The 26,550-nt window shown below is 72.0% G+C and carries 19 protein-coding genes; 10 read left to right on the top strand and 9 right to left on the bottom strand.

What is annotated here, in order from left to right; all coding sequences use genetic code 11:
• The first annotated feature begins 4 nt into the window (after positions 1-4).
• The 7 genes from OG948_RS44520 (at position 5) to OG948_RS44490 (ending at position 8,938) form a co-directional block, all read left to right on the top strand.
• Positions 5-175, top strand: coding sequence for a hypothetical protein (locus OG948_RS44520; RefSeq protein WP_331770703.1), 171 nt, complete (start codon positions 5-7; stop codon positions 173-175).
• 50 nt (positions 176-225) lie between these two features.
• Entirely contained in the window at positions 226-2,073 is a 1,848-nt protein-coding gene (locus OG948_RS44515) for an ABC transporter ATP-binding protein (RefSeq protein WP_331770702.1), read from the top strand.
• Positions 2,070-2,501: a S26 family signal peptidase gene (locus tag OG948_RS44510; protein WP_331770701.1), complete on the top strand. Its 432-nt coding sequence runs from the start codon at positions 2,070-2,072 to the stop codon at positions 2,499-2,501. Before OG948_RS44515 ends, OG948_RS44510 begins: the two co-directional genes overlap by 4 nt.
• Before the next feature lie 130 nt (positions 2,502-2,631).
• Positions 2,632-3,798, top strand: a complete 1,167-nt coding sequence (rhaI, locus tag OG948_RS44505; RefSeq protein WP_331770700.1) for an L-rhamnose isomerase — start codon at positions 2,632-2,634, stop codon at positions 3,796-3,798.
• Positions 3,799-3,996: 198 nt separating this feature from the next.
• The gene (locus tag OG948_RS44500; RefSeq protein WP_331770699.1) at positions 3,997-6,039 is read left to right on the top strand and encodes a bifunctional aldolase/short-chain dehydrogenase; all 2,043 of its coding nucleotides are present in this window, start codon (positions 3,997-3,999) and stop codon (positions 6,037-6,039) included.
• A 142-nt stretch (positions 6,040-6,181) separates the two neighbouring features.
• Positions 6,182-7,675: a rhamnulokinase family protein gene (locus tag OG948_RS44495; protein ID WP_331770698.1), complete on the top strand. Its 1,494-nt coding sequence runs from the start codon at positions 6,182-6,184 to the stop codon at positions 7,673-7,675.
• Positions 7,676-7,912: 237 nt separating this feature from the next.
• Complete coding sequence (locus OG948_RS44490) at positions 7,913-8,938, top strand: substrate-binding domain-containing protein (protein ID WP_331770697.1); 1,026 nt, start codon at positions 7,913-7,915, stop codon at positions 8,936-8,938.
• Positions 8,939-8,987: 49 nt separating this feature from the next.
• Here OG948_RS44490 and OG948_RS44485 read toward each other — a convergent pair whose 3' ends face one another.
• On the bottom strand, positions 8,988-11,570 hold the full coding sequence (locus OG948_RS44485; protein ID WP_406300609.1) for a collagenase: 2,583 nt from the start codon (positions 11,568-11,570) through the stop codon (positions 8,988-8,990).
• A gap of 625 nt (positions 11,571-12,195) precedes the next feature.
• Here OG948_RS44485 and OG948_RS44480 point away from each other — a divergent pair.
• A complete protein-coding gene (locus OG948_RS44480) occupies positions 12,196-14,517 on the top strand; it encodes a glycoside hydrolase family 18 chitinase (RefSeq protein WP_331770696.1) in 2,322 nt (773 codons plus the stop codon).
• Positions 14,518-14,624: 107 nt separating this feature from the next.
• On the opposite strand, the gene OG948_RS44475 is transcribed toward OG948_RS44480, so the two are convergent.
• The 4 genes from OG948_RS44475 to OG948_RS44460 form a co-directional block, all read right to left on the bottom strand.
• Complete coding sequence (locus OG948_RS44475; RefSeq protein ID WP_331770695.1) at positions 14,625-15,374, bottom strand: amidase family protein; 750 nt, start codon at positions 15,372-15,374, stop codon at positions 14,625-14,627.
• Positions 15,353-16,012 (bottom strand): amidase, encoded by a 660-nt coding sequence (locus OG948_RS44470; protein WP_331770694.1) that lies wholly within the window; start codon positions 16,010-16,012, stop codon positions 15,353-15,355. The genes OG948_RS44475 and OG948_RS44470 overlap by 22 nt, the downstream gene beginning before the upstream one ends.
• Positions 16,013-16,181: 169 nt before the next feature.
• Positions 16,182-17,690, bottom strand: coding sequence for a long-chain-fatty-acid--CoA ligase (locus OG948_RS44465; RefSeq protein ID WP_406300608.1), 1,509 nt, complete (start codon positions 17,688-17,690; stop codon positions 16,182-16,184).
• Positions 17,691-17,839: 149 nt separating this feature from the next.
• A complete protein-coding gene (locus OG948_RS44460) occupies positions 17,840-20,389 on the bottom strand; it encodes an alpha-L-rhamnosidase C-terminal domain-containing protein (protein WP_331770692.1) in 2,550 nt (849 codons plus the stop codon).
• Positions 20,390-20,545: 156 nt separating this feature from the next.
• Here OG948_RS44460 and OG948_RS44455 point away from each other — a divergent pair, with 156 nt between their 5' ends.
• Positions 20,546-21,274 carry a TetR/AcrR family transcriptional regulator gene (locus OG948_RS44455; protein ID WP_331770691.1) on the top strand — a complete coding sequence of 243 codons (729 nt, stop codon included), beginning with the start codon at positions 20,546-20,548 and terminating at the stop codon, positions 21,272-21,274.
• A gap of 72 nt (positions 21,275-21,346) precedes the next feature.
• On the opposite strand, the gene OG948_RS44450 is transcribed toward OG948_RS44455, so the two are convergent.
• Together OG948_RS44450 and OG948_RS44445 are read right to left on the bottom strand one after the other, a co-directional pair.
• Complete coding sequence (locus tag OG948_RS44450) at positions 21,347-21,514, bottom strand: hypothetical protein (protein WP_331770690.1); 168 nt, start codon at positions 21,512-21,514, stop codon at positions 21,347-21,349.
• Entirely contained in the window at positions 21,514-22,011 is a 498-nt protein-coding gene (locus tag OG948_RS44445) for a tyrosine-protein phosphatase (RefSeq protein ID WP_331770689.1), read from the bottom strand. The genes OG948_RS44450 and OG948_RS44445 overlap by 1 nt, the downstream gene beginning before the upstream one ends.
• A gap of 68 nt (positions 22,012-22,079) precedes the next feature.
• Between OG948_RS44445 and OG948_RS44440 the strand changes: the two genes are divergently transcribed.
• Positions 22,080-24,587: a hypothetical protein gene (locus OG948_RS44440; RefSeq protein ID WP_331770688.1), complete on the top strand. Its 2,508-nt coding sequence runs from the start codon at positions 22,080-22,082 to the stop codon at positions 24,585-24,587.
• A gap of 133 nt (positions 24,588-24,720) precedes the next feature.
• Here the strand turns inward: OG948_RS44440 and OG948_RS44435 are convergent, their stop codons facing one another.
• Together OG948_RS44435 and OG948_RS44430 are read right to left on the bottom strand one after the other, a co-directional pair.
• Positions 24,721-25,680 carry a helix-turn-helix domain-containing protein gene (locus tag OG948_RS44435; protein ID WP_331770687.1) on the bottom strand — a complete coding sequence of 320 codons (960 nt, stop codon included), beginning with the start codon at positions 25,678-25,680 and terminating at the stop codon, positions 24,721-24,723.
• Positions 25,681-26,018: 338 nt separating this feature from the next.
• On the bottom strand, positions 26,019-26,498 hold the full coding sequence (locus tag OG948_RS44430) for a VOC family protein (RefSeq protein WP_331770686.1): 480 nt from the start codon (positions 26,496-26,498) through the stop codon (positions 26,019-26,021).
• Positions 26,499-26,550: the final 52 nt, after the last annotated feature.

Below are 26,550 nucleotides of genomic sequence, written 5' to 3'. Positions count from 1 at the left end.
CGAGATGAAGCACCTGATGGGCACCATGGGCGACCGGATGCTCCGCCTGGTCCTGAAGGAAGAGAACGCGGGCGCCTGTGTGCCCGAGGTCGGCCAACTCTGCTACTGCCGGAGCGGCTACCAGTACCGGTTCGCCTGCAACGGCGTGTGCACCAAGCGTGCCACCCGCTGTTGATTCCGCAATCGCACGGGACCCCGGAGGGCGGTACGCCTCCGGGGTCCCGGTTGCGCCCCCGCGCGGTCAAGGTCGCCCTCGCGCTCCAGTTCCGGGCCGCGCCGGTGGGCGCCGCGCTGTTGTTGGGCTGCACCGTGCTGATCGGCGTGCTGCCCGCGCTGGTTGCCTGGTCGACCAAACTGCTCTTCGACGAGTTGGGCCGAGGCGAACACGTCGACTCCGGACGGGCGGTGGCACTGGGCCTGGTGCTCGCGACGCTCGGCGCGGTGCTCGCCGTCCTGATGCAACTGGCCGCCTACCTGGACGAGGTGGTCCGGCGCCGGTTGGTGGTCACCGTCGAGCGGGACCTGTTCGCCAAGGTCAACGAATTCCGCGGGCTGCGGCGCTTCGAGGACCCGGCGTTCCACGACCGACTGCGGCTGGCCCAGCAGGCCTCCGAGGACGCGCCGCACAACATCACCATGTTCAGCCAGGAGGTGGTGCGTTCCGCCGCCGCGCTGAGCGGGTTCACCGGAGTGCTGTGGGCCGTGTGGCCGCCGATGGTGGGCCTGCTGTTCCTGGTGGGCGTCGCCGCGTTGCTGGCCCGGCTGTCGATGGCCCGCCGGCAGGTGGCGGTGCTCGAACTGACCTCCGGGAAACAGCGCCGCCGGCTGTTCTACCGGTCGCTGCTGACCGACCCGCGCGCGGCCAAGGAGATCCGGCTGTTCGGGTTGGGCGACTTCCTACACGGCCGGCTGGTACGCGCGCTCACCGAGGCCACCGACGCCGAACTCGCGGTGGCCCGACGCGGCATGCTCGTCCAGGCCGGATTCGCCGCGCTGAACGCGGTGGTGGCGGGTCTGGGCATGGTCGTGGTGGTCGCGGGCGCGGCGCGCGGCCGATTCACCGTCGGCGACGTGATGTTGTTCACCGCCGCCGCCGCGGGTGTGCAACAGGCCTTCACCGGGGTGGTCTCCCAGACCGGGATGGCCGCCGAGGCGATCCGGTTGTTCGGCCACTTCCTGGACCTGATGGACACCCCCGACGACCTGGCCACCGCCGCCGGCACCGGTACCGGGCAGGTGCCCGCGCTGCGCGGAGCGGTCGAGTTCGACGACGTGTGGTTCCGCTACGACGCGCACGGGCCGTGGGTGCTGCGCGGCGTGCGCCTGGTGATACCGGCCGGCGGCGCGGTGGGGCTGGTCGGGCGCAACGGCACCGGCAAGAGCACGCTGATCAAGCTGCTCTGCCGGTTCTACGACCCGGACCGGGGCACGATCCGCTGGGACGGCGTGGACATCCGCACGATGGACGCGGCCGCGCTGCGCTGTCGGATCGGGGTGACCTTCCAGGACTACATGACCTACGACCTCTCGGCGGCGGAGAACATCGGCATCGGCGACCTGGCCCACCGCGAGGACCTGGCCCGGATCCGGGCCGGCGCGGTGTCGGCGGGCATCGACGCGGACCTGTCCGCGCTGCCGGACGGCTACCGCACCCAGTTGAGCCGGGTGCACCTGGACGAGGACGACGACAAGGCCGGCGTCACGCTGTCCGGCGGCCAGTGGCAGCGGGTCGCGCTGGCCCGCTCGCTGATGCGCGCCGACGCGGACCTGCTGATCCTGGACGAGCCCAGTTCGGGCCTGGACCCCGAGGCCGAACACGACGTGCACCGCACACTGCACCGGCACCGGGCCGGCCGGACGAGCCTGCTGGTGTCGCACCGGCTCGGCGCGCTGCGCGACGCGGACACCATCGCCGTGCTCGCCGACGGGCGGATCGCCGAACTGGGCCGCCACGACCAGTTGATGGCGTTGGCCGACGGGCACTACGCCCGGCTGTTCGGGCTCCAGGCGGCCGGATACCGGGACTCGGACCGACCGGACGACTCGACCAGGATCGCGGAGGACGCGCAGTGAACCCGAGAACACGCGGTGCCCTGATGGTCGCCGCGGTCGCGGCGACCGCGCCGGTCGTCTGGGCGGTGCGCTCGCGGGTCGCCCTGGTGCGGGTGACCGGGATGAGCATGGCGCCCACATTCGTGCACGGCGAGCGGCTGATCGTACGCCGGACCACCACGGTGCGGCGCGGCGACGCGATCGTCTTCCGTAACCCGGTCCGGTTCGGCGCGGAGGACGAACTGCACTGGCTGGTCAAGCGGGTGGCGGCGGTCCCCGGCGATCCGGTGCCGCGCGAGGTGCGCCCTGCGGTGCACGCGGTGCGCGGGACACGGGTGCCGCCGAGATCGCTGGTGGTGCGCGGTGACGCGGCGCGGACCCAGGACTCGCGGCACTTCGGGTACGTGCCGACCTCGACCGTGCTGGGCGTGGTGGTCGGCGGACGCTGAGGCCCGGCGTGCCGCGCCCCCGACCGGGCCCGCCGGGGTGCCCCTCCCTTGACGGGTTCGACCGTGGGGTCGTACGTTCCCCTGCATCGAATTGAAACGTTTCATTTCTGTGCGTCAGGAGAGTGCTCCCATGCCGGACCACACGATGGTGCGGGCCGCCCTGCGCGCCCAGCGGATCGAGACCCCCTCGTGGGCCTACGGCAATTCCGGCACCCGGTTCAAGGTGTTCGCGCAGGAGGGCGTGCCGCGCGATCCGTTCGAGAAGATCGCGGACGCGGCCCAGGTGCACGCCTTCACCGGGGTGGCGCCGATCGTGTCGCTGCACATTCCGTGGGACCGGGTCGAGGACTACGCGGAACTGGCCGAACACGCGCGGAACCACGGCGTACGGATCGGCGCGATCAACGCCAACGTGTTCCAGGACGACGACTACATGCTCGGCAGCGTGACCAACCCCGACGCGCGGGTGCGCCGCAAGGCGATCGACCACCTGCTCGCGTGCGTGGACGTGCTGGACGCGACCGGATCGCGCGACGTGAAGTTGTGGTTCTCGGACGGCACGAACTACCCCGGGCAGGGCGACATCGCCACCCGGCAGGGACATCTGGGCGAGGCACTGGCCGAGGTGTACGCGCGACTCGGCGCGGACCAGCGGATCCTGTTGGAGTACAAGCTCTTCGAGCCCGCGTTCTACATGACCGACGTGCCGGACTGGGGCACCGCTTACGCGCACTGCCTCAAACTCGGCCCCAAGGCCGTGGTGTGCGTGGACACCGGACACCACGCGCCGGGCACCAACATCGAGTTCATCGTGGCGTTCCTGCTGCGTGAGGGCCGGCTCGGCGCGTTCGACTTCAACTCCCGCTTCTACGCGGACGACGACCTGATGGTGGGCGCGGCGGACCCGTTCCAACTGTTCCGGATCATGCACGAGGTGGTGCGTGGCGGCGGGCTCGACCCGGCCGTCGGGGTCAATTTCATGCTCGACCAGTGCCACAACATCGAGCCGAGGATTCCCGGCCAGATCCGCTCGGTGACCAACGTCCAGGAGGCCACCGCCAAGGCGCTCCTGGTCGACGCCGAGGCACTGGCCGACGCCCAGCGGGCCGGCGACGTACTCGGCGCGAACGCCGTGCTGATGGACGCCTACAACACCGATGTCCGGCCGCTGCTGCGGGAGTTGCGCGAGGTGCAGGGGCTCGCGCCGGATCCGGTCGCGGCGTATCACGCGTCGGGTCACGGCGATCGCATCCGGGCCGAGCGGGTCGGAGGCACACCGGCCGGCTGGGGCGCCTGAGCCCGGGCCCCGCTTCGCCCGCCTCCGGCGCTGGGCCGTGACGCGTATCCGCGCCGCGCCGTACCGCATTCCTTCGCGTTTCCGCGCCGCGCCGTACCGCACCGCACCTCACCGCATTCGTTCCGCGCTTGCGCGCCGCGCCGTACCGCAGTTCCGTACTTCCGCACCGCGCCGTACCGATGTACAAGGAGCCCGCCGATGTCCGGCACCCCGTCCGAGGTCGATCGTCTGCTCAGTCGTTCCCGTGCGCTGGGCGCGGATCCGCGCAACACCAACTACGCCGGAGGCAACACCTCCGCCAAGGCCGACGGGATCGACCCGGTGACCGGCGCGGCGGTACCGCTGATGTGGGTCAAGGGGTCCGGCGGAGACCTGGGCACGCTGACCGAGGACGGGCTGGCCGTGTTGCGGCTCGACCGGCTGCGCGCGTTGGTGGGGGTGTACCCGGGCGACGAGCGCGAGGACGAGATGGTCGCCGCGTTCGACTTCTGCGCGCACGGCAAGGGCGGCGCCGCGCCGTCCATCGACACCGCGATGCACGGCCTGCTCGACGCCGCGCACGTGGACCACCTGCATCCCGACTCGGGCATCGCCCTGGCCACCTCGGCGGACGGCGAGAAGCTCACCGCCGAGTGTTTCGGCGACAGCGTGGTGTGGGTGCCCTGGCGCCGACCCGGATTCCGCCTCGGCCTGGACATCGCGGCCATCCGGGCGGCCAACCCGTACGCGATCGGGTGTGTGCTGGGCGGGCACGGGATTACCGCGTGGGGCGACACCAGCGCCGAGTGCGAGCGCAACTCGCTGCACATCATCCGGGGCGCGGAGAAGTTCATCGCGTCGCGGCTCGACCCGGCCCGGCACGCGTTCGGCGAACTGCTGGCCGAACCGCTGCCCGAGGCGCAACGACGGGCCAGGGCCGCCGCGTTGGCGCCCGTACTGCGCGGACTCGCCGGCACCGACCAGCGCCGGGTCGGACATTTCACGGACAGCGCGCCGGTGTTGGAGTTCCTGTCCCGGGCCGAGCACCCCAGGCTCGCGACGCTGGGCACCTCGTGCCCGGACCACTTCCTGCGCACCAAGGTCCGACCGATGGTGGTCGACCTGCCGGCCGACGCGCCGATCGAGGACGTGCTCGCCCGACTGCCCGAGTTGCACGCGAACTACCGTGCCGAGTACGCCGCGTACTACGCGCGGCACGCCGAACCCGACTCGCCGGCCATGCGCGGCGCCGACCCGGCGATCGTGCTCGTGCCCGGCGTGGGCATGTTCTCCTTCGGCCCGGACAAGCAGACCGCCCGGGTGGCGGGCGAGTTCTACGTCAACGCGATCAACGTGATGCGCGGCGCGGAGACGATCTCGACCTACGCGCCGATCGACGAGCGGGAGAAGTTCCGGATCGAGTACTGGGCGCTGGAGGAGGCCAAGTTGGCCCGCCGGCCCGCGCCGCGGGCGCTCGCCGGTCGGGTGGCCCTGGTTACCGGCGCGGGTTCGGGGATCGGCAAGGCGATCGCCGAACGCCTGGTCGCCGAAGGGGCGTGCGTGGTGGTCGCGGACGTGAACGCGGCGACCGCCGGTGAGGTCGCCGAGGCGCTCGGCGGTCCGGACCGGGCCGTCCCGGTCACCGTCGACGTGACCTCCGAGGAGGGCATCCTGGCCGCGTTCGCCGCGGCGGCACTGGCCTTCGGCGGCGTTGATTTGGTGGTCAACAACGCGGGCCTGTCCATCTCCAAACCGCTCCTGGAGACCACGGCCCGCGACTGGGACCTCCAACACGACGTGATGGCGCGCGGTTCGTTCCTGGTCTCGCGCGAGGCGGCCCGGACGATGATCGCGCAGGGCACGGGTGGCGACATCGTCTACATCGCTTCCAAGAACGGGGTGTTCGCCGGCCCGAACAACATCGCCTACGGCGCGACCAAGGCCGACCAGGCGCACCAGGTGCGGTTGTTGGCGGCCGAGTTGGGTCCGCACGGCATTCGGGTCAACGGCGTCAACCCCGATGGCGTGGTGCGTGGGTCGGGCATCTTCGCGGCCGGGTGGGGTGCGCAGCGCGCCGCGGTGTACGGGGTCGAGGAGGACAAGTTGGGCGAGTACTACGCGCGGCGGACGTTGCTGGGGCGCGAGGTGCTTCCGTCGCACGTGGCCAACGCGGTCTTCGCGCTGACGGGTGGGGAGTTGTCGCACACCACGGGCCTGCACATCCCGGTGGACGCGGGCGTCGCGGCGGCGTTTCTTCGCTGAGTCCGTCGAGCCCGTCGAGCCCGTCCGGTCCGGCGAGTTCATCGAGTTCATCGAGCCCGTCCGATTCGGCGAGTCCATCGAGTTCGTCGTGTACGTCGCGTTCGTCGAGTCCGTATCGACGAGGTAAGAGGAGGTGTTGGGCATGCGTACGCCGCGGACCTTTGTGGCCGTAGATCTCGGGGCGTCCAGTGGGCGAGTGCTGGCCGGACGGGTGGGGCCGGAGTCGCTGACGGTGAGCGAGGCGCATCGGTTCGTCAACCGGCCGGTGCGCGTCGCCGGCACGCTGCACTGGGACGTCCTGGCGTTGTACGGCGGCGTCCTGGACGGGCTGCGGGCCGCCGGACGCACCTCCGGCACGCCGGTGAGCGTGGGAATCGACGCGTGGGCCGTCGACTTCGGGCTGCTCGACGCGAGCGGGGCGCTGCTCGGGAATCCGGTGCACTATCGCGACGGGCGCACCGAGGGGGTGCCCGAGCGGGTGTACGCCCGCGTGCCCGCGGCCGAGCTGTACGCGATCACCGGGATCCAGCACGCGGGCTTCAACACCGTCCACCAACTCGTCGCGGCGGCCGACACGCCGCAATTCGCGGCCGCCCGGCAGGCGTTGCTGATTCCGGACCTGATCTCCCACTGGCTGACCGGGGTGGCCGGCACCGAGGTGACCAACGCCTCCACCACCCAGCTCCTGGACCCGGTCTCCGGGCGCTGGTCGACCGCGATCATGTCGGCGCTCGGGCTCGATCCGAACCTGTTCCCACCGCTGCGGCTGCCCGGCGAGGCCGCGGGTGTGCTCGGCGCGGAGGTGCTGGCCGAGACCGGACTGCGCGGACCCGTCCGGGTCACCGCCGTGGGATCGCACGACACCGCGTCGGCGGTGGTCGGGGTGCCCGCGCACGGCGATCGCTTCGCGTACATCTCCAGCGGGACCTGGTCCCTGGTCGGTGTCGAACTCGACGCGCCGGTGCTCACCGAGGAGAGTCGGCAGGCCAACTTCACCAACGAACTGGGCGTCGACGGCACCGTGCGCTACCTGCGCAATGTGATGGGACTGTGGCTGCTCCAGGAGTGCATGCGGCACTGGGATCGGCTCGGCCGACCGCACTCGCTGGAGCGCCTGCTCGACGACGCGGCGAAGGTGCCGGCGCTGCGCTTTCTCGTGGACGCCGGCGATCCGGTGTTCCTGGCGCCCGGCGACATGCCGGACCGGATCGCCGCGGCCTGCCGTCGCGCCGGCGGGCCGGTGCCCGGCACCCCCGGCGAGACGGTGCGCTGCATCGTGGACAGCCTGGCGCTCGCTTATCGCACGGCCGTCCTGGACGCGCAGCGCCTGTCCGGACACGCCGTCGACGTCGTGCACGTGGTCGGCGGCGGAGCACTGAACACGCTGCTGTGCCAGACGACCGCCGACGCGTGCGCACTGCCGGTGGTGGCCGGGCCGACCGAGGCCGCGGCGCTGGGCAATCTGCTGGTGCAGGCGCGGGCCGCCGGGAGCGTGACCGGTTCACTCGCGGACCTGCGCCGGCTGTTGCGGACGACCCAGCCGCTGCGCCGGTACGAGCCGCGGGGTGGGGCCGGCGAGGGCGACTGGGCGAGGGCGGCGGATCGGCTGCCGGTGCGGCCGGCCTCGGTCGGCTGAGAGGGAGGGCGGGCGGGGCGGTACGGGCTCGGGCGGTACGGACCCGGGCGGTACGGACCCGGGCGGTACGGACCCGGGCGGTACGGGCTCGGGGGGCGAATCGTGCGGACGTGCCCAGGGCGTCGCCCGGTCCGCACGTGCGGTCGGCGCCGATCCGAGGTGCGCGACGACAACCGTTAGGCTGCCCTGGTGGCGCCCGCCGGAGCGTACCGGCCTGGAGGAGCGGATCGATCCCGGATGACGACGTCGAGCATCAAAGAGGTGGCCCACCGGGCCGGTGTGTCGGTGGGCACCGTGTCCAACGTGCTCAATCACCCCGAGCGGGTGGCCGAGTCGACCAGGACCCGGGTGCTCGAAGCGGTGGCGCTGCTCGGGTTCGTCCGCAACGACTCGGCCCGTTCGCTGCGTTCGGGCGTCGCGAACACCGTCGGCCTGATCGTCCTGGACGTGGCGAACCCGTTCTTCACGGATGTCGCCCGCGGTGTGGAGGACGCCTGCAACGAGACCGGGTCGGTGGTCATCCTGTGCAACTCGGACGACTCCGGGGCCAAGCAGGAGCGGTATCTGCGGGTACTCCAGGAACAGCGGGTGCGCGGCGTGCTGGTCACTCCCGCACGGGACGCCGAGCTGCCGGTGGCGGAGTTGCGGGCGCGGGGCCTGGCCGTGGTGCTCCTCGATCGCACCGACGACCGGGCCGACCTGTGCTCGGTCGCGGTGGACGACGTGGTCGGCGGCCGGTTGGCCGCGGAGCACCTGGTGGCCGAGGGGCATCGCGAGTTCGCGTTCGTCACCGGTCCCCTGGGCATCCGGCAGTGCGAGGACCGCCGTCGGGGCATGCGGGCCGCGCTGCGGGACGCGGGACTGCGACTGGGTACGTCCACCCGGGACGTGGTGGTGCCGGCGATGAACGCGCGCTCGGGCGCGGAGGCCGCCGGGCGGCTGCTCGCGGCGGGCCGGCTGCCGTCGGCGGTGTTCTGCGCCAACGACCTGCTCGCGATGGGGCTGATGCGCGAACTGCTGCGCGCCGGGGTGCGGATTCCGCGGGACGTCGCGGTGGTGGGCTACGACGACATCGAGTTCGCGGCGGCGTCCGCCGTCGCGTTGACCTCGGTGCGTCAGCCCACGTATCGGCTCGGGCGTACCGCCGCCGAACTGCTCTTCGAGGAGAGCGAGCAGCCGCGCTCGCACACCCATCGGCAGGTGGTGTTCCGGCCCGAGTTGGTGGTGCGCGAGTCGACGACGAGCGGCGGCGGGACCCGGTAGGTCCCGCCGCCGCACGGTGTGGCGCTTCGCTGTCACTCGGTGGTGTCGGTCAGAAGGTCGTGGTGACCGACGTGCCGGCGAAGGTCTGCGTCGCGTGCAGGGTGATGTAGTGGTACCCCTCGTGCGGTGCCGTGATGGTCAGCGTCTCGGCGTTTCCGCTCTGGGTGGACTTGGCGGTGTAGGTGGTGTTCGTGGCCCACACGGTGCTGTTGTAGTAGAGATCGGCGTTGCCGGTGCCACCGGCGGTGGTGATGTTCAGGCGGGCGGTACCCGCCGGGATGTAGATGTAGAAGTAGAGCCGGTCGTTTCCGTCGGTCGCCGCGGACAGGGCGCTGCGCCGGCAGTTCTTGGCCAGGGCGCGGATGTCGGGGTCGGTGCACTCGGCGGTGCCGCCGCCGGTGACCGTGACGTTGTGGGTGACGGTCGCGGTGGCGCCCCCGTTGTCGGTCACGGTCAGCCGTACGGTGTAGGTGCCGGCGGCGTAGGTCTTGGTCGGGTTGGTCGCGGTCGAGGTGGTGCCGTCGCCGAAGTCCCAGGCGCGGGTGGCGATGGTGCCGTCGGGGTCGGTGGAGGTGTCGGTGAAGGCGACCGAGGTGCCGTTGACGGCGCTGGTGAATTCGGCCACCGGCGGCCGGTTGGCGGGAGTTCCGCCGCCGCACTCGCCGGCCGCGCAGGCGGCCAGCCACGTGTACCAGTCGCTGTCGTAGCGGTTGCCGATGGTGCTCTTCAGGAACGTGCGGGCGCCGGCCCAGTCGCCCGCGCGGTAGTAGCCCAGCAGCCGGGTGACGTCCGCGGGGTGCTTTTGCAGCATGTACCGCGCCGCGAGGTAGCCCCAGCGGTAGATGCGGGTCGTGTCGTGGGAGTAGGTGGTGTCGAACACCGTGCTCAGTGCGTAGGTGTGCTTGCCCGCCTCGGTGATCGCCGCGTCGTAGGGCAGGTTGCGGTAGGAGTAGGAGACGTACTCCGCGAAGCCCTCGATCCACCAGATGGTCGGGGTGCTGACACCGGCGTCGAAGTCGCCGGCCATGTCGAAGCGGCCGTCGAGGTAGTGCGTGTACTCGTGGTTGAGGTTCCAGATCTCGAACGCGGGGCGCGTCCACTCGGCCTCGTAGGCGATGAAGCGCGGCTGGTTGCCGGCCGCGCTCGGGTCGCCCTCCAGGTACATGCCGCCGTTGTTGGTGTCGATGCCGAAGATCGCGCCGGCGTAGGTCTGGTAGTCGGCGCTGGAGTCGAAGACCACGACCTCTATCTTGGTGTTGAGATCGCCCGCCACCGGACCGTTGTCCGCGACCACGCCGTGGAAGTAGGCGTCCTGGTTGCGCAGGCTGGTGCACGCGGCGGTGAGGTTGGCCGGGGTCATCTCCTGCGCGCGGATGCGGATGCTCGTACTGCACGTGTAGTCCACGGTCAGCACGGCCGCGGTCAGCCGGGCCTGGAGGTTACAGGTGTCGTAATAGGCACACTGTGCCTTGTCGTAGTAGTCCGTTCCCGAGGCCAGTGCGACCCACAGCGGCGCGGTCGGCCCGGTGATCGAGGTGGCCGCCAGGTGCGTGCGCACCATCGGGCGCACCTTGGCCTGGAGGGTCGGATACTGGACGAACCGGACCAGTTCGCGACCCGCGTTGGTGGTCAGGTACGCGCGGTCGGTCCCGAGCAGGTCGCGGTGCGCGGTCGCGAATCTGTCGACCGCGTCGATGACGCTCTGGTCGGCCTGCACCGCGGTGACGAACTCGGGAACCTGGTGGCCCCGGAACAGCACGGTGAAGACGTTGTTGACCGCGGCCTTCATCCACCAGGACGCGTCGTACGAGCTGTTGTAGCCCGCCAACAGGCGCTTGACCACGGACAGGTAGCGGGCGTTCTCCTGGGCGCTGTCGATCAGGGTGACGGCCTCGGCCAACGTCTCGCCGTTGGCGTCGGTGACGTCGGAGGAGTGTGCGTTGGCGTAGAAGGCGTCCAGACCGGACCGGATGGCGGTCTGCAACGTGGGGCCGTAGGTGCCGACGGTGGATTCGTTGTACCAGTGCACGTAGTAGCCGGCCCGCAGGAAGAGCACGATCTGCGGGGCGCCGGTGCTGCCGTTGCCCGGATAGGAGCCGGCGAGGTCGCGCAGGGCGTAGGCGACCGTGGTCATCTGCGCCTCACGGAAGATCGAGGCGGCGTCGGGCCCGGTGACCGTGAACAGCGTGTTGACGCAGTCCGTGGTCGATGCCTTGATCTGCTGGACGAGCGCGGCGCCGGTGCGGCTCGCGAAGTCGGCGACCGTGCAGGCCGCTGCGGCGCGTCGCTCGCCGGCCATGGACGGGCGAGCCGGCAGTACGGCGCTCGACGGGTCGCCGTAGTCGCGCCGGGCGCTGTCCGGCGCGCTCGCGGACAGCGGTGGTTGGTCGGGTATCGCAAGCGGTTTGCCCTGGGTGTGCGGGGTTTGGTCGGCCGATGCGCTGGGGGCGGTGCCGGCCGACGGCCCGGAGGTGGAAGCGGAGGTGGAGGTCGCCTGGGCTGTCGACGTCGTCGCAGCCGGATCGGAGGGGGCGGCCGATCCGGGCTGGGTGAACAACCCGAAGCCCATGGCGAGCGAGATGGTGATCACCGCGATGCGGCGAAGTCCCTGTCGTGCCGGTTTGGTTCGCAAAGACCGTCTCCTTGCGGAACAGAGGTCGCGCGCACGCGCGCCTCCGATGGGGGGTGGTGCCACGGCATGAACGGTTCGACGTCGGCCCCGATCGGGGACTTCGGGGTCGGCGCGAGTGTGGTCCTGGTGCCTGCCTCACCGCAAAGCCCAACGGTGGCAAGGCAGTTGGTGCCGTAGTGGACCGGAAGGGGAGCGTCCGGGCCGCTGCGTGACATGTACCATGTCACAAATCACATTTTGCGTGAAGGCCTGTCGAACACCGAATGCGGCCAACGAAACGGCAGCCCTCGGGGCGGCGTTCGGCGTCGGTGGGGCCGTCGGGGTCGACGGGGGCGGTGGTGTCCCCGTGGCGACAGGGCCGGCGGGGCGGCAGTCGGTCGCGCGAGCGATCCGATTCGGTCGCGGGTGCGGGCACGGGCCGAGTCGATCAACGTCCTTGTGCCCAGCCGGAATTGCCGCGCCGGTGAGCGGATTCCGATCGATCCCGGTCCGCGCTGATCCCTACTGGTCTAGACCTTGATTATTGGTCCAGACCTTCACTACGCTCGCCCTACTGTGTGAGCCGGACATCCCGGCTCATTGTGGGGCGCAGGTTCTCCATCGGATCCCAAATCCAGGAGCACCCATGGCCATCGGAACCGTGAGGCGCACCAAACGCACCAAGCCGGGCAAGAGACTCGTCGCGATCTTCGCGGCCCTGCTGCTCCCGCTCGCCGCGATGGTCGGCCTGTCGGCCGCGCCCGCGCAGGCCGCCGCGGGCGCGACCGCCACATTCGCCAAGACCTCCGACTGGGGCAGTGGCTTCCAGGCGGAGTGGACGATCAAGAACACCGGTACCGCCGCGATCACGGGCTGGACCGTCGAGTGGGACTTCCCCACCGGCACCAGCGTGGGTGCGTACTGGGACACGCTCATCACCAAATCCGGAACGCGGATCACCGCGAAGAACCGGGAGTACAACGGTTCGCTCGCGCCCGGCGCCGGCGCCAAGTTCGGCTTCGTCGGCAGCGGACCGGGAAGCCCGAGCAACTGCAAGGTGAACGGCGGTCCCTGCGACGGCGCGCCGCCGACGGACAACCCGCCGAGCGCCCCCGGGCAGCCCACCGCGACCGCGACCACCGTCGACTCGATCTCGCTGAGCTGGGCGGCGGCCACCGACGACAAGGGCATCCAGAACTACGACGTCTACCGAGGCAATACCGTGGTCGGCACGACCGCCGGCACCGCGTACACCGACACCGGGCTGACCGCCGACACCGCCTACGTGTACAAGATCGTCGCCCGGGACACCATCGGCCAGACCGGGCCCGCCGGCCCCCCGGGCACGCTGCGCACCCGGCCCACGGGCGGTCCGGACACCCCACCGACCGCGCCGGGCACGCCGACGGCGAGCGCGGTCACCGACACCTCGCTGACGCTCAACTGGGCGGCGGCGACCGATGATCACGGCATCAAGAACTACGACGTCTACCGGGGCGCGACCAAGATCGCGACGGTGACCACCACCGCCTACGGGGACACCGGTCTGACCGCGAACACCACGTACACGTACACGGTGGTCGCCCGGGACACCATCGACCAGACCGGCCCGGCCAGTGCGCCGCTGACGGTCAAGACCACCGGTGGGGGCACCCCCGGCAACGACTACGTGCGCGTGGGCTACTTCGTGCAGTGGGGCATCTACGGACGCGCCTACACGATGAAGTCGCTGGACACCTCCGGTGCCGCGGCCAAGCTGACCCACCTCAACTACGCCTTCTCCAACATCGATCCGACCAACCTGACCTGCATGAACGGGGTCACCCGAGCCACCCTCCCGGGACCGCAGGATCCCAACCAGGGTGACGGCGCGGGCGATTCGTGGGCCGACTACGAACGCTCGGTCGGTGCGGGCGAGTCCGTCAACGGGACCGCGGACACCTGGAATCAGCCGCTCGCCGGCAGCTACAACCAGCTTCTTCAACTCAAGGCCAAGTACCCGAAGTTGAAGTCGCTGATCTCGATCGGCGGCTGGACGTACAGCAAGTACTTCTCGGACGCCGCCAAGACCGACGCGTCGCGGCAGAAGTTCGTGAAGTCCTGCGTGGACATGTACCTCAAGGGCAACCTGCCGGTGACCAACGGACGCGGCGGCACCGGTGTCGCGGCCGGCGTCTTCGACGGGTTCGACATCGACTGGGAGTGGCCCGGCTCCGAGGGCCACGCCGGCAACCACATCTCGACCGCCGACAAGAACAACCTCACCCTGCTGATGGCCGAGTTCCGCAGGCAGATGGAGGCGCTGACCGCGACCACCGGCAAGAAGTACCTGCTCACCGCGTTCACCCCGGCCGACCCCGGCAAGATCGACGCCGGTTGGGACATCACCACGAACGACGGCACGCCCGGCGTGTTCGACTACATGGACTTCGCCAACGTGCAGGGCTACGACTTCCACGGTTCCGGCAGCGACAACAGTTGGGAACCCAACCGCACCGGCGACCAGGGCAACCTGTACGTCGACGCGGGTGACCCGTACCCGACCAAGTTCAGCGTGGAATCCACCGTCCAGTACTACCTGGACCAGGGCGTCGACCCGCGCAAGCTCGTGCTCGGGCTGGCCTTCTACGGCCGTGGCTGGCAACAGGTCACGGACGGCGGGGCGCACGGCGAATGGCAGGCCGCCAACGGGGCCGCACCGGGCCAGTTCCCGGAGGAGGCCGGCACCAGGGGCTACGCCAACCTGATCGCGTCGGTACCGAACCTGACCGTCTACCACGACGAACAATCGGTCTCGACCTACGGCTACACCGGCAACAACGGCCAGTGGTGGACCTTCGACGACTCGTGGTCCATCGGTAAGAAGACGGCCTGGCTCCGTACCAAGAACCTCCTGGGCGCGATGCTCTGGGAGATGAGCGGAGATACCGGGGTGTTGATGACCGCGGTCGACAACGGGCTCAAGTAGCCCACTGATCGGAAGGTCGGGATGCCGGTGAGTGGCCGCTCCCGACCTTCCTCCGGTCCGGCTCGCCCGGCGGACCCCGATCCCGCCCACCGCATCCGGTGGGCGGGTCAGGGTGTGCGGTACGCCGGGGCGTGCCGGGGCCAGGGGTTGGATCGTTGGAGTTGGGCGGCGATCGCGAGCAGGAGGGGTTCGCCGGCGGGGCGGCCGACGAGTTGCACGGCGGTGGGCAGGCCCTTGGGCCCGGTCCCCATCGGCACCGTGGCGGCCGGGTAGCCGGCCAGGTTCCAGGCCACCGTCATCGGCGCGTACCGGCCCGAGGTCACGAAGCTGCGCAGCCACGAGCCCTCGCCCCAGCGGCGGGCCGGCGGAGCCGGTTGGGCCGGCGTCGGCATGATCAGCACGTCGTACCGTTCGAAGAACGGCGCCGGCGCGGCCCGGAACCGCTCGCGGTCCGACGCGCGCGGCGGCCGGATGGCGGCGGCGATGCGACCGGCACGCGCGTGCCGGACGGTTCCGGTCTCCAACCTGGCCTTCAGCCCGGGGTCCGCCAGGAACGGCGCCGCGTCGCGCGCGGGCAGGGCCGGCCACCGCGCGTTCACCGCGAGCGCCACCCAGAGCGGGTAGCGCGGTTCCGCCGATTCGACCGTGTGCCCGTGTTCGCGCAGAAACCGACCCGCCTCGCCGACCGACGCCTTGAGGGCCGGGTGGACGACGAGGCCGGCGGCGGGCGGCTTGACGGACAGCGCGATCCGGACCCCGGCGGGCGCGTCGAGATCGACCGGCGGCTCACCGGACATCACCGCGAGCATCAGGGCCGCGTCCTCGACCGTGGTGGTCAGCGGCCCGTTCTCGGACATGACATGTGGTCCCAACTGTCCGCGCCGATCTCGCCCGGCACCACGCCCGTTCCCGGCTTGAACCCGAACAGGCCGCAGTTGGCGGCCGGTATCCGGATCGAGCCGGCCCCGTCGTTGCCGTGCGCGATCGGCACCATGCCCGAGGCCACCGCCGCGGCCGACCCGCCCGAGGAACCACCGGCGGTGACGGCCAGGTTCCACGGATTGCGGCTGGTGCCGTACACGCTGTCGCTGAACGGATAGATGGCCGACTCGGGCAGGTTGGTGATGCCCACGACCACGGCGCCGGCCGCGCGCAGTCGGGCGACGACGGTGTGGTCGGCGGACTGCGGCAGGTCGGAGGTGGCGGCCGAGCCGTTGCGCATCGGTTCGCCGGCCACGGCGATGTTGTCCTTTATCGCGATCGGAACGCCCGCCAACGGCAGTTCGCCCCGATCGGCACGGGCGTCCAGGACATCCGCCTCGGCGAGCGCCGCTTCGGCGCGCACCCGGACGAACGCCCCGAGCCGCCCGTCGCGTTCGGCGATCCGGTCCAGGTGTTGCCGGACCATCTCTCGCGCGCTCACCCGGCCGGTCCGCACGGCGGCGGCGATCTCCGTCGCGGTCCGCCCGATCCACTCACCGCTGGTGTGGCCCATGATGTCCTCCGAAGGCAGGGGTCCGCCGGATCTCGCGCGAGCGCCCACGGTGCCGGCTCGACGCCCACACGTCACGAGGCCGGCGGCGCGATTTCCGCGCCTCGGCGGCCCTCCCCGCCGTCGAGGTCCGCCGGCCCCGGGTGGCGAATCCGCCACCCGGGGCCGGCGGTCAGTGCTCCGCGTCGCCGGCGGCTGCCGGGAGGGCCTCGCGCAGGGCCCGCTTGAGGATCTTGCCGGTGGGGCCGAGCGGGAGCGCGTCGACCGGGCGGATCACGCGTGGGTACTTGTGCCGGCCGAGGTGCTCGCGGGACCAGGCGATCAATTCCTCGGGAGTGGGTGCCGGTGTGCCCGCCGGCGGGGGGCGCAGCACGACGGCTGCGTGTACCTCCTCGCCGAGCGCCTCGTGCGCGGCCCCGTACACCGCGACCTGGGCGATCGCCGGGTGGCGGGCCAACACCTCCTCGACCTCGCGGGGATAGACGTTGTAGCCGCCCCGGATGACCAGGTCCTTCTTGCGATCGACGATGGACAGGAAACCGTCCTCGTCGACCACGCCGAGGTCGCCGGTGCGGAACCAGCCGTCCACGATCGCCGCCGCGGTCGCGTCCGGGTCGTCGAGGTAGCCCGCGAAGACGTTGTGGCCGCGGATCACCACCTCACCGACCGTCCCGACCGGCAGCAGGTCGACGCGCGCCTCCACGTCGGCGGCGGCGACCGCCACCTCCACGCCGCGGATCGCGTGCCCGACCGTCCCGGGCCGGCGGCCGAGCAGGCGTTGATTGAAGGTCGCCGCGGGGGACGTCTCGGTGAGCCCGTACCCCTCGAACACATGCGCGCCGAACGCCGTCTCGAACCGTTCCAGCACGGCGACCGGAAGGGCCGCGCCGCCGGACACCGCCATGCGCAGGTTCGGCATGGTGCGCCCGCCCGCCGCCTCGACGAGCGCGTGGAACATGGTCGGCACGCCCATGAAGACGCTCACCCCCTCGCGGACGATCAGGTCGAGCGCGTCGGCCGGGTCGAAGCGCGGCATCAGTACCAGCGTGGCGCCGGCGCGCAGCGCGGCGTTCATCGCGCAGGTCTGGCCGTAGCTGTGGAACAGCGGGAGGCAGCCCAACACGACGTCCTCGGGCGCGAGTTCGTGCAGGTCCTGGGCGCAGACGGTGGCGTTCAGCACGAGGTTGAGGTGGGTCAGCCTGGCGCCCTTGGGCCGACCCGTGGTGCCGCTGGTGTACAGGATGGCCGCGATGTCGTCGGCCGAGGTCGGATGCGCGGCGGCCGACGGCTCGCCGGGGTGCTCGTGGTCGGCCTCAAGTACGGGTATGCCGGCCGCTGCGGCGGCGGCCAGCGCGGTCGGCCACAGCGTCCCGCCGCTGACCACGAGCACCGAACCGCTGTGCCGCAGGATGAACTCGACCTCGTCCGCGACGAGCAGCGCGTGGATCGGCACGACCGAGGCGCCGGCCGCGATGATCGCGTAGTACGCCCGCGGGAACGGCGCGATGTTCGGCAACATCAGCGCGACCCGATCGCCCGGCCGCACGCCGCGTGCGCGCAGCGCCGCCGCGTAGCGCAGCACGTCCTCCCACAACTGCCGGTAGGTGAGCCGGGTTTCGCCCTCGACGACGGCGACGCGGTCCGGGAAGCGCAGCGCGGAATCGCTCAACAGAGCGGCCACACCGAGTTGTTGCTGCACAGGGCACTCCAGGGGTATGCGGTGCCGGACGGGGATCGGAGCAGGGCAGGAAGCGGAGCGGAGCAGGCGGGATCAGGGCTTGGCAGGGCGGGGCTTGACCGGTCTCGGCGTGGTGTGCGGGGTGGCGGTGGTCATGGACGACCTCGATCCATGCCCCGGGTCAGGGGCTCGGCCGGGGCCTCCAGGACCGCGTCGAAGGTGCCCGCGGGATGTTCGGCGACGCTGCCGTCCCGGGCCACGAGCACGACGGGGACCGGGGATCGCACGTGTACGCGAGTGCCCTCGACACGGACGTGGACCTGCCCGTGCGGGGTGGGTACCGCGCCCTCGGCCCAGTCCAGCCCGCCCGGTCGCGGGGCGACCCGGACCTTGGCGTAGCCGGGTTCGGCCGGGGTGACGCCGAGCGTGTACACCAGCAGGTCGCGGCTGGGCGTGGAGGACCAGCCGTGGCAGTAGGTGCCGCCCTCCCAGGTCTCCCGCCACGCGGTGGGACCGGTGGCCAGCAGGCGCTCCCAGTCGCGGTAGAGCCCGGTGAGCGTGTCGGCGGCGCCGAGCAGGGCCAGCGCGTCGTGCACGACGTAGCGGAAGAAGGGCTGGGCGCCGACGACCCGACCGCCCACGTCCCAGGTCACCGCGGGCGGCGCGAAGTGCGCGACCTCGTGTCCGGTCGGCGCGCCGTCCGCGTCGCCACCGTGCGCGGCGACCGGGGCGAGGGTGAACATCGCCTCGCGGTCGAGCAGGAAATCCCTTACCCGGTCCGCGCGTTCGGCCGGGACCAGGCCCGCGCAGACGGCCGCGGCGGTGGTGTGCTCGCTCATCGCGGGCCGCACCACGTCCCGGACCGCGTGATCGCGATAGCCGCCGCGTTGGTGATCCCAGAAGATCCCGAAGCCGGCCCGCACCGCGTCGTGCAGACCGCGGGCCCACGCGGCCCGGTTGGCGTCGCCGAGCCAGTCGGCCATCTCGGCGAAGTCGGCCAGGGCGCGCGCCCACAGCGCGTTCAGTGCCGCGCTGGTCCCCTCGACCTGTACGGGCGACCAGTCGATCAGGACCCATCCGGTGACGTCCCGGGCCAGGCCGTCCGGGCCGAGGAAGGCGGTGAACCAGTCGAGTACCGCCTCCGCGGTGGGCAACAGCCGGGCGACCAGCGCCCGGTCGCCGGTGTAGCGGTAGAGGTTGTGCACCGAACGCACCCAGTGCAGCGACCAGTCCGGAATGGTGACCAGGTCCGCATCGCCGGCGTCGCCCGCGACGGCCATCGGCAGCAGGCCGTCCACGCGCGGGGTCGCGCTGAGCAGCGGCTGATGCCGGGCCAGGCTCCAGTCGGCGTTGTTGACCAGGTCGACCGACTGGTGCACGACCGCGTCGCCGGTCCAGGCCCGCTGTTCGCGACTGGGGCAGTCGATGTAGGCGTCGTGCGCGGTCAGGTCCACGGTGCGCAGACCCACCCGGTGGATCTCCTCCAACAGCGGGTCAGAGCAGGCGAAGTACGGGCCCTGTGGGCGCGGGCGCAGCCGCTCGGCGACGGTCGGCGCGATCCGGGTCGGGCCGGTGCCGGAGACGACGAGCAGGAGGTACCGTCCGCCCGCCGGATCACCGAGTTCGAACCGCTCGCCGTCGCCGCCGCGAGCGGTGTAGGCGAACAGCCCCGCGGCGGCGAGCGCGGCCGGGGTCGGCGACTCGGTGAGCGCGCCGAACAGTACGGTGTCCGGGTCCGCTTCGAGGTCGATCCGCAGCGTGCCGCTGACCATCGTGCCGAAGTCGGCGACCACCAACCGGTATCCGGCCGCCAGCACCAACGACGGGGGCACGGGTGCGTCGCCCGCGTCGGGCAGGCGGTCGGGCCGGGCCGTGGGGCGGATCTCGGCGAGCGCCTCGGCCAGGGCGGCGTATACGTCCGCGAAGCCGAGCGGGCCCTGGGGACGCGCGGTCGCGGTCGGTGTCGCGGTGACGAAGGAGGCCGGCTCGCGGATCGAACCGCCGGGCTTGGGAAGCGGGTTGGGCAGCAGTGCGCCGTAGGGCTCGGCGGGCGGCCGGGTGGCGCCCGCGCTGCCCACATGCGAGGCGGGCAACACCGTTGCCGCGGGCCAGTGTTCGTCGTCGAACTCGGCGCGGTTCCAGGCCGGGTCGAGCCGTCGGCCGTCCAGGATCTCGGGGATCTGTGGGGAGACGGTGGACTGCGGCGCGCACGGTGTCCAGGCGTCCGACTCGAGGCAGCGCCAGGACGCGTCGGTGGCGATCCAGGTGTCCGTGCCGACGCCGAACTCGGCGACCAGCGCGCCGCCGCCGAGGGTGTAGGTGGTCGGGGAGGGCGCCCACCACGCGGTGCGGTGGCCGTAGAACCGGACCACGACCGCGATCACGTTGCGTCCGGGGCGCAGTGCCGCCGCCGCGTCGCCGACGTCGTAGTACAGCCGCCGCGCGCCGTGCCGGATCGGGCCCCGGGTCAGTTCGACGCCGTTGACATAGAGCACGTGCCGGGAGTCGGAACTGATCCGGAACGGCGCGAGCCGGGGAACCTCGGCCAGTTCGAAGGTGCGCCGGAACAACACCCGGCGGTCGAATCGCTCGGGATCGAGGGATCCGTTCATCGGGTTCTCGCGTGGCGGCGCCCCCACCGCGCCGTGCTCCGTCCAGAGCCACTGGCCCTGCCAACGACGGTTCGCGAAGGTGTCTCGCATCGTGCGTGTCCTCCCGATTTCTCGACCCTCGGTTCCCGGCATCGCACGCGGGACTCCCGGATCCCGAGCGGCGGGGACCCCCGACTACCGCTCGGCGGACCACACCCTAACTCCGTTTTTTACTAACCACTAGATAAAAATGTTAGGATGCTCGCCGTGACTGAGAGAACACGCGGAGATGGCGAGGATCGCGGGAAGCCCTCCCGACAGAACCCCCAGCCCCGCCGCGGCCCGGGGCGAAGCGAGCGCGGCGCGCGCCGGCGCGAGGAACTGGTGACCATCGCCGGCGAGCTCTTCGCCCGCAGCGGTTTTCGCGGGACCGGGCTGGCCGAGGTCGCGGCCCGCGCCGGGATCACCCAGCCGGCCCTGCTGTACTACTTCGGCAGCAAGGAGGGACTGTTGCAGGCGGTGATCGAGCGCCGCGGCGCGCAGAGCATCGAGTTCGCCCAGGAGTCGGTGGCCGTCGGCGGCCTGCGGGCGATCCGGGAGCTGCCCGCCTCCGCGCATCGCAATCGGCGCGAACCGGGTCTCGCGCGCCTGTTGGCGGTGCTGACCATGGAGAACCTGGATCCGGAGGATCCCGCCCACGACTACTTCGTGCAGCGCTACCGGCGACTGCGCGCACTGATCGCGCGGATCATCACCGACGCCCAGGCCACCGGCGAGATCCGCGCCGAGATCGACCCGGCGCACAAGGCCGCCGAGCTGCTCGCCACGATGGACGGCCTGCAGATGCAATGGCTGCTCGACCCCACCGAGGTCGACCTGGTCACCGCCATCGAGTCCTACACCCTCACCCTGATCCGCGACCTGGCCGCCGATCCGGCGGCGTACGCCACCGCCGCCACCGCCGGCACCGCCGCGGACCCCGCAGACCGCGATTGACCCCGGCGCCGGGCACGGGAAAGGGCGCCCTCGACGGCGAGAGCTCCCGGTGGCGCGGTGGGCGGGATGGGTTCAGCGATCGGCCGAGTCGACGCGCAGCCGCTCGCGCAGGGCCGCGACGTGCTCGGCCGTGACGCCCGACGCGGCACCCGGGCCGGTGAAACCGCCCCGGGTGCTGCCCGGTTCGCTCAGGCACGTGCGCATGGCGGCAGCCGGCGCACGCAGGATGACGGCGGGCATCACGGCGTGGTCGACGCCGGGAACGGCAATGCCGTTGCCGGCCCGGAGCGCGGGCAGCGCCTCCTCGGTGCGGGTGTGGTCGGCGGTGATCGATTCGGCGGTCGCGCCGAGGAGTTCGAGCAGGCGGCGATCACGATGCCGGTGCGGTCCTTGCCGGCGATGCAGTGGATCAGCGTGGGCGGGCGGCTCGGGGCGGCCAGGAGGTGCACGGCCTCGGCCGGGAGGTCGGCGTTGTGCACGGCCAACTCGGCATACCAGCGGCCGAACTCGACCGCACCGAACGGGTCCGGCCAGGTCGTCGCGCCGGTGCTCGGCGCCGGGATGACGGGCAGCGGGTGCACGCGCACGCCCGAGGGCAGTTCGGGCCACGGGCGGGTGGTGCGCTCGATCGGACTGCGCAGGTCCAGGACCAGGCCGAGGCCCGGGCCCTCGAGCAGGCTCTCGGCCTCCGGCGGGCCGGGTTCGCGCCCGACGGCCGGCGGACCGTGCTGGTACAAACGTGACGGCGGCTTCGGGGACGCGGCACCGGGACGCCATCGCAGAAAACGAACGACGGGGGACGACCATGGACGACAAGGACACGGGCGCGCCGGGCGCGCCGGGCCGGTGCCCGGCCGGTGAGGAACTGCGGGAACTGTTGGGGAAGCTGACAGGGCGTCGGATCACCGGGCGGGATCGGGAGGCCCTGCGCGAGTTGGCCGGGCGACTGCGCGCGGCAGGCGAGGTCGCCGAGGTCCTGGCGGCGGTCGAGGTCAAGCGCTGGGGCACCTTGCCGGACCGGGACGTGGACCTGGATCTGCTGGACGCCGCGCTCGACGCCGGGGTGCCGGTGGCCGACCCGCCGGGCGACGTCGCGCTTCGTCTCGCGCCGTGGTTGGACCTGCGCAAGCGGCGGGGCGGACTCGGCGCCGTGTGCGCCGATCCGAGATTCCGGCCGCTGCTGCGGGACGCGGTCCTGGATCGGCGGGCCGACCTGCTCGCGCTGGGTTGCCCGGTCTACGCGCTGCTGCGCACCCGCCCCGAGGCCGTCGACGCGGTCCTGGCCTCGCCCGGCCTGCTGGACGTACTGCTCGAAGCCCTGCACACCTGGGTCGTGGCGGTTCGGGCCGGCAGCCTGCCCGCGCTGCACGAGGCGGTGTACTACCTGGACCTGGTGGGTCCGGCCCGGTTGGTCGACGCGCACCCGGCCGCGGGCCCGCCGGTCGGCGAGTTGCTGGGCACCGACCCGGCCGCGCTGCTCGCGCGCACCTGGCGCGCCGGACTCGTCGACGAACTGGGACACCGGGCGCTCGACCGCTTCACCGGGTTCGACTCCGGTGACGACGTCCACCCCGTGGATCTCGTGGACGGGGAGAACGCCGACGCACGCGCCGGGTTCGCGGTGATCGGTGGCATGCGCGCGCTGGTCTTCGACGCCCGACGTCGGGTGGCCGGCCCGCTGCGCGTCCGGCTCCCCAAGACCGGGGGCTCCTCCGTCGTCGCCACCCACCGCCATCGCTTCGAGGCCGGCCTGCTCAGCGCGGTCCGGATCGGTCCGAAGGAACCCCGCCCGGCCGATTGCTCGACCTTCGTCCCGGTCGGTGGCGAGCAGGTCCGGGAACTGCGCCGGACTGGGGCCGGGTGGTGGGAACTGGCGGACGCCGACGGGGTGATCACCGCCCGGTGGTACCAGGGCCCATCCCGGCCGCACGGCTCGTCCGGGTCGCACAGCGTGGGTGGGCGCAGGCACCGCTGGGCAGCCGGCAGCGAACTCGTGCCGCCCGCGCACCTGTGGGCGGACCTCGTCCCCCGCGACAAGGCCGGCTCGCGGGTCCTGCGGGCCGCCGACCGGGCCCTGGCCGACCGCAGCCTGGCCGCCGTGGACCGCGAACTCGGAGCCCGACTCACCGAGATCGGCCGCCGGATCGAGGTCGGCTCCCCGTCCCGCGAGGTGGACGACGCCTATCGGGCACTGCGCGAAGCACTGGACCCGCTGCTCCCGGGGATCCGCGCGGACCGCCTGCTCGAAGGCATCGCCGGTACGGTCTGGACCGCCGTCGAATGCCGCGAACTGGCGGCCCGTCACCTGGACCCGCCCGCGGCCGGGGACGCCGCCTCGACCGCCGTGGTGTTGCGTACCGAGCCTCGGCCCCATCCGCGGGCCGACGCGGGCGACCTGCGGGCGCGGTACTACACCTCGATGCAGGACATGTTCGAGCGCGTCGTTCGGGTCGCCACCGTGTGCGCCGACCCGACCGTCGAAGTGCCGCCGCAGACCGTGCACCTGGTCGACGCCCTGGGCTGGGAGAGGACGTTGGGCAGGCTCGGCAATCGGGCGTTGCGGCTCGCGCTGATCCCCGGTTCCGGGGGCCTCGAGCACCAACGCGAACTCGCCCGCGACCACCTGCGGATCTGGGCGGTACCGGAACTGGGGGACCCCGGCGGTCGCTGGCGGGTGCTGGAGGTCGAGGTGGACTCCGGGCACCCACCCGAGCAGGACACCGTGTGCCGCACCGTACGCGGTTGCGCGATCGTGCTCCAGCGTTCGCGTGCGCCGCGCGGCAAGGTCGTTTCGGTGCTGGAGTACGAACCCGAAGGCCGGTTCGGCGCGGCGCCGTTCGGGGCGATCGTCACCGAGCGGGTCTGCCCCGGCTGGGGCGGCATGGCCCGGATCGCCGCGCTGTTGCGCCTGCATCACGACCGGGGCACGGCGCCGTGGCCACACCGTTCGGTCGCCGCGTTCGCCGCCGGGACCGGGATGTCATCGGCTCGGGCGGCCGTCCTGACGGCGGGATTCGACCCCTACGACACGTATCTGGTCCGGCGTGGCCAGGGCGTGGACGCGGGTCTGGCCGAGCGGTCCGGGACGGATCCGGGCGAGATCGCGGACGCGGCACGGGAGTTGTCCCGGGAAGTGGAGCCCGAGCAGCGGTTGATGATTCCCGAACTGTTGATGCCCGACGACCCCGAGGACGTCTGGGCGGACCGACTCGCGGTCGATCGGGCCGCCGCCTGGTGGCACGCGGCGACCGGCACGCAGGAGGCCCGGCCCGGCGACCCGGGTACGTCGGTTTTCTCCAATACCCGCCCGTAGCCGGCCCGGCAGCCTGGTCACGCCCCGCACGGAGCCTCACCCCCCGAGGTCGGGCGGCCCGACCGGTCCCCCCGGTCGGGCACGGGCATCCGCGGGGCGGGCCCGATGGGGGAGGCCCGCCCCGCGTTCCGCCTCACGGCCGGGGCTGCGGCAACAACACCGTGGTGACCGTGCCGTCGAGGCGCGTGGGCCGGGCCGACGCGTGCGGCGCGTGGGCGAGGAAGCCGCCGGGGGTGAGCCCGGTGGCGGCCCTGACCTCGCGGTTGAGGTGAGACTGGTCGTAGAACCCGGTACGGGTGGCGACCTCGGCCAACGGCAGCCCCGCCACCACCATGCGCAGCGCGTCCTGCAACCGCAGCACCCGGGCCACGGCCTTGGGCCGCAGACCCAACTGCTCCCGGAACCTGCGCTCCAACTGCCGCTCGCCCCAGCCCAGTTCCGCCGCCAGGCCACCGATCGGCAGCCGACCCGCCGAGACGGACAACAACTCCCAGGCACGCAGCACCCGGGGCGCGGGCCCCGGACCACTCGCCTGCCAGCGCAGCAGGGTGGCGTCCAGCAGCGCGAACCGGGCGGGCCAGTCGGGCAGTTCGGCGAGCCGCTCGGTCAGTCGGAGGATCCGCGCGTCGGCGAACTCGCTCGGATCGACCAGCTGTTCGGCCAGCTCGTGCATCGACACCCCGAACATCGCGTACGCCGCCCACGGATGCATCACCACCTCGATGCCGTGCACGAACCCCCGATGTTCACCGATCACCGCCTTGGTCCGCATGCCCGCGAACAAGGATGTGAACGTGCCGGCCCGGCTCGACGCGGCATCCGCGGCCACCGGCCCGACCCGGATCCGCTGATCGAACCCGAGCACCAGCGTGGCAAAGCCCACCGGCAACTCCAGCCGCCGCCGCGGTCGATCGAACGCGACCCGCAAACCCCGGTAGAACCGCACACCGGGCCGCAACAACGGATGCGGCAGAACCTCGACGATCGGCGCGGCGGCGCGGGATCCCCGATCGAACGCGCAGGCGGCCGAGGCGCCGGGGCCGGCCGGGGCGAAGGCGGGTGCGAAAGGGCCGGACGAGCACGTGTCCGGCACCGAGGATCCCGACCCGAGCGGGGTCGGCGGGAGGAGAACGGGCCTCGCGGGGACGGGCGAGCGGTGCGGCATGACCAACGCCTCCGGGACGATCGGACCGTGCCGCGCCCGCCCGAGACGTTCCCGATACCGGGTGCGGTATCGACGTTCGACCGTTCGTGGCCGGGCGACGTCACAAAGTAGCGGGATCCCGGAATGCCAGCGACGCGCGCACCGTCCCGACAGCCCCCCGCCGGCACTTTCCCGCGCCTTGCCGGAACCCTTGCCTCCGCTGCGCACGGCCGACCGGGTCGACGCCGTTCACGGCGCACGATCCGGTCGGCGAACGGGCGTCGTGGTCACTCGCCGTCGTACGCCTTGCGCAGGGCGGCGATGTCGAGCTTGCCCATCTTGAGCATGACCGCGGTGGCGCGGGCCGCCTTCTGTTGATCCCCGTCGGTGAGCATGTCGATCAGTTCGGTGGGAACGACCTGCCAGGAGACGCCGTACTTGTCCTTGACCCACCCGCAGGGACCCTCCTGGCCGCCCTCGGAGAGCTTGTCCCAGTAGTAGTCGACCTCGTCCTGGTCGGCACAGGGGACCTGGAACGAGATGGCCTCGTCGAAGGTGAACTGGGGTCCGCCGTTGAGGCCGACGAACTGCTGCCCGTTGATCTCGAACTCCACGGTGATCACCGAGCCGGCCGGACCCGGGCCGGCCTCGTTGTAGCGGGCGATCCGGCCCAGCTTGCTGTCCTCGAAGATGGTCAGGTAGTGGTTCGCGGCCTCCTCGGCCTGTCCGTCGAACCACAAGCAGGTGGTGAGGGCCTTGCCGGTCATCGCGACCTCCGGTACTGGGTGCTGGGATTGTGTTCACCAGTACCGACCTGTC

Origin of the sequence: Embleya sp. NBC_00888 (genome assembly GCF_045207655.1) — a bacterium.
GTDB lineage: Bacteria > Actinomycetota > Actinomycetes > Streptomycetales > Streptomycetaceae > Embleya.
The sequence above is the reverse complement of the archived record's forward strand: the minus strand, read 5'-3'. Positions and strand labels throughout refer to the sequence as shown.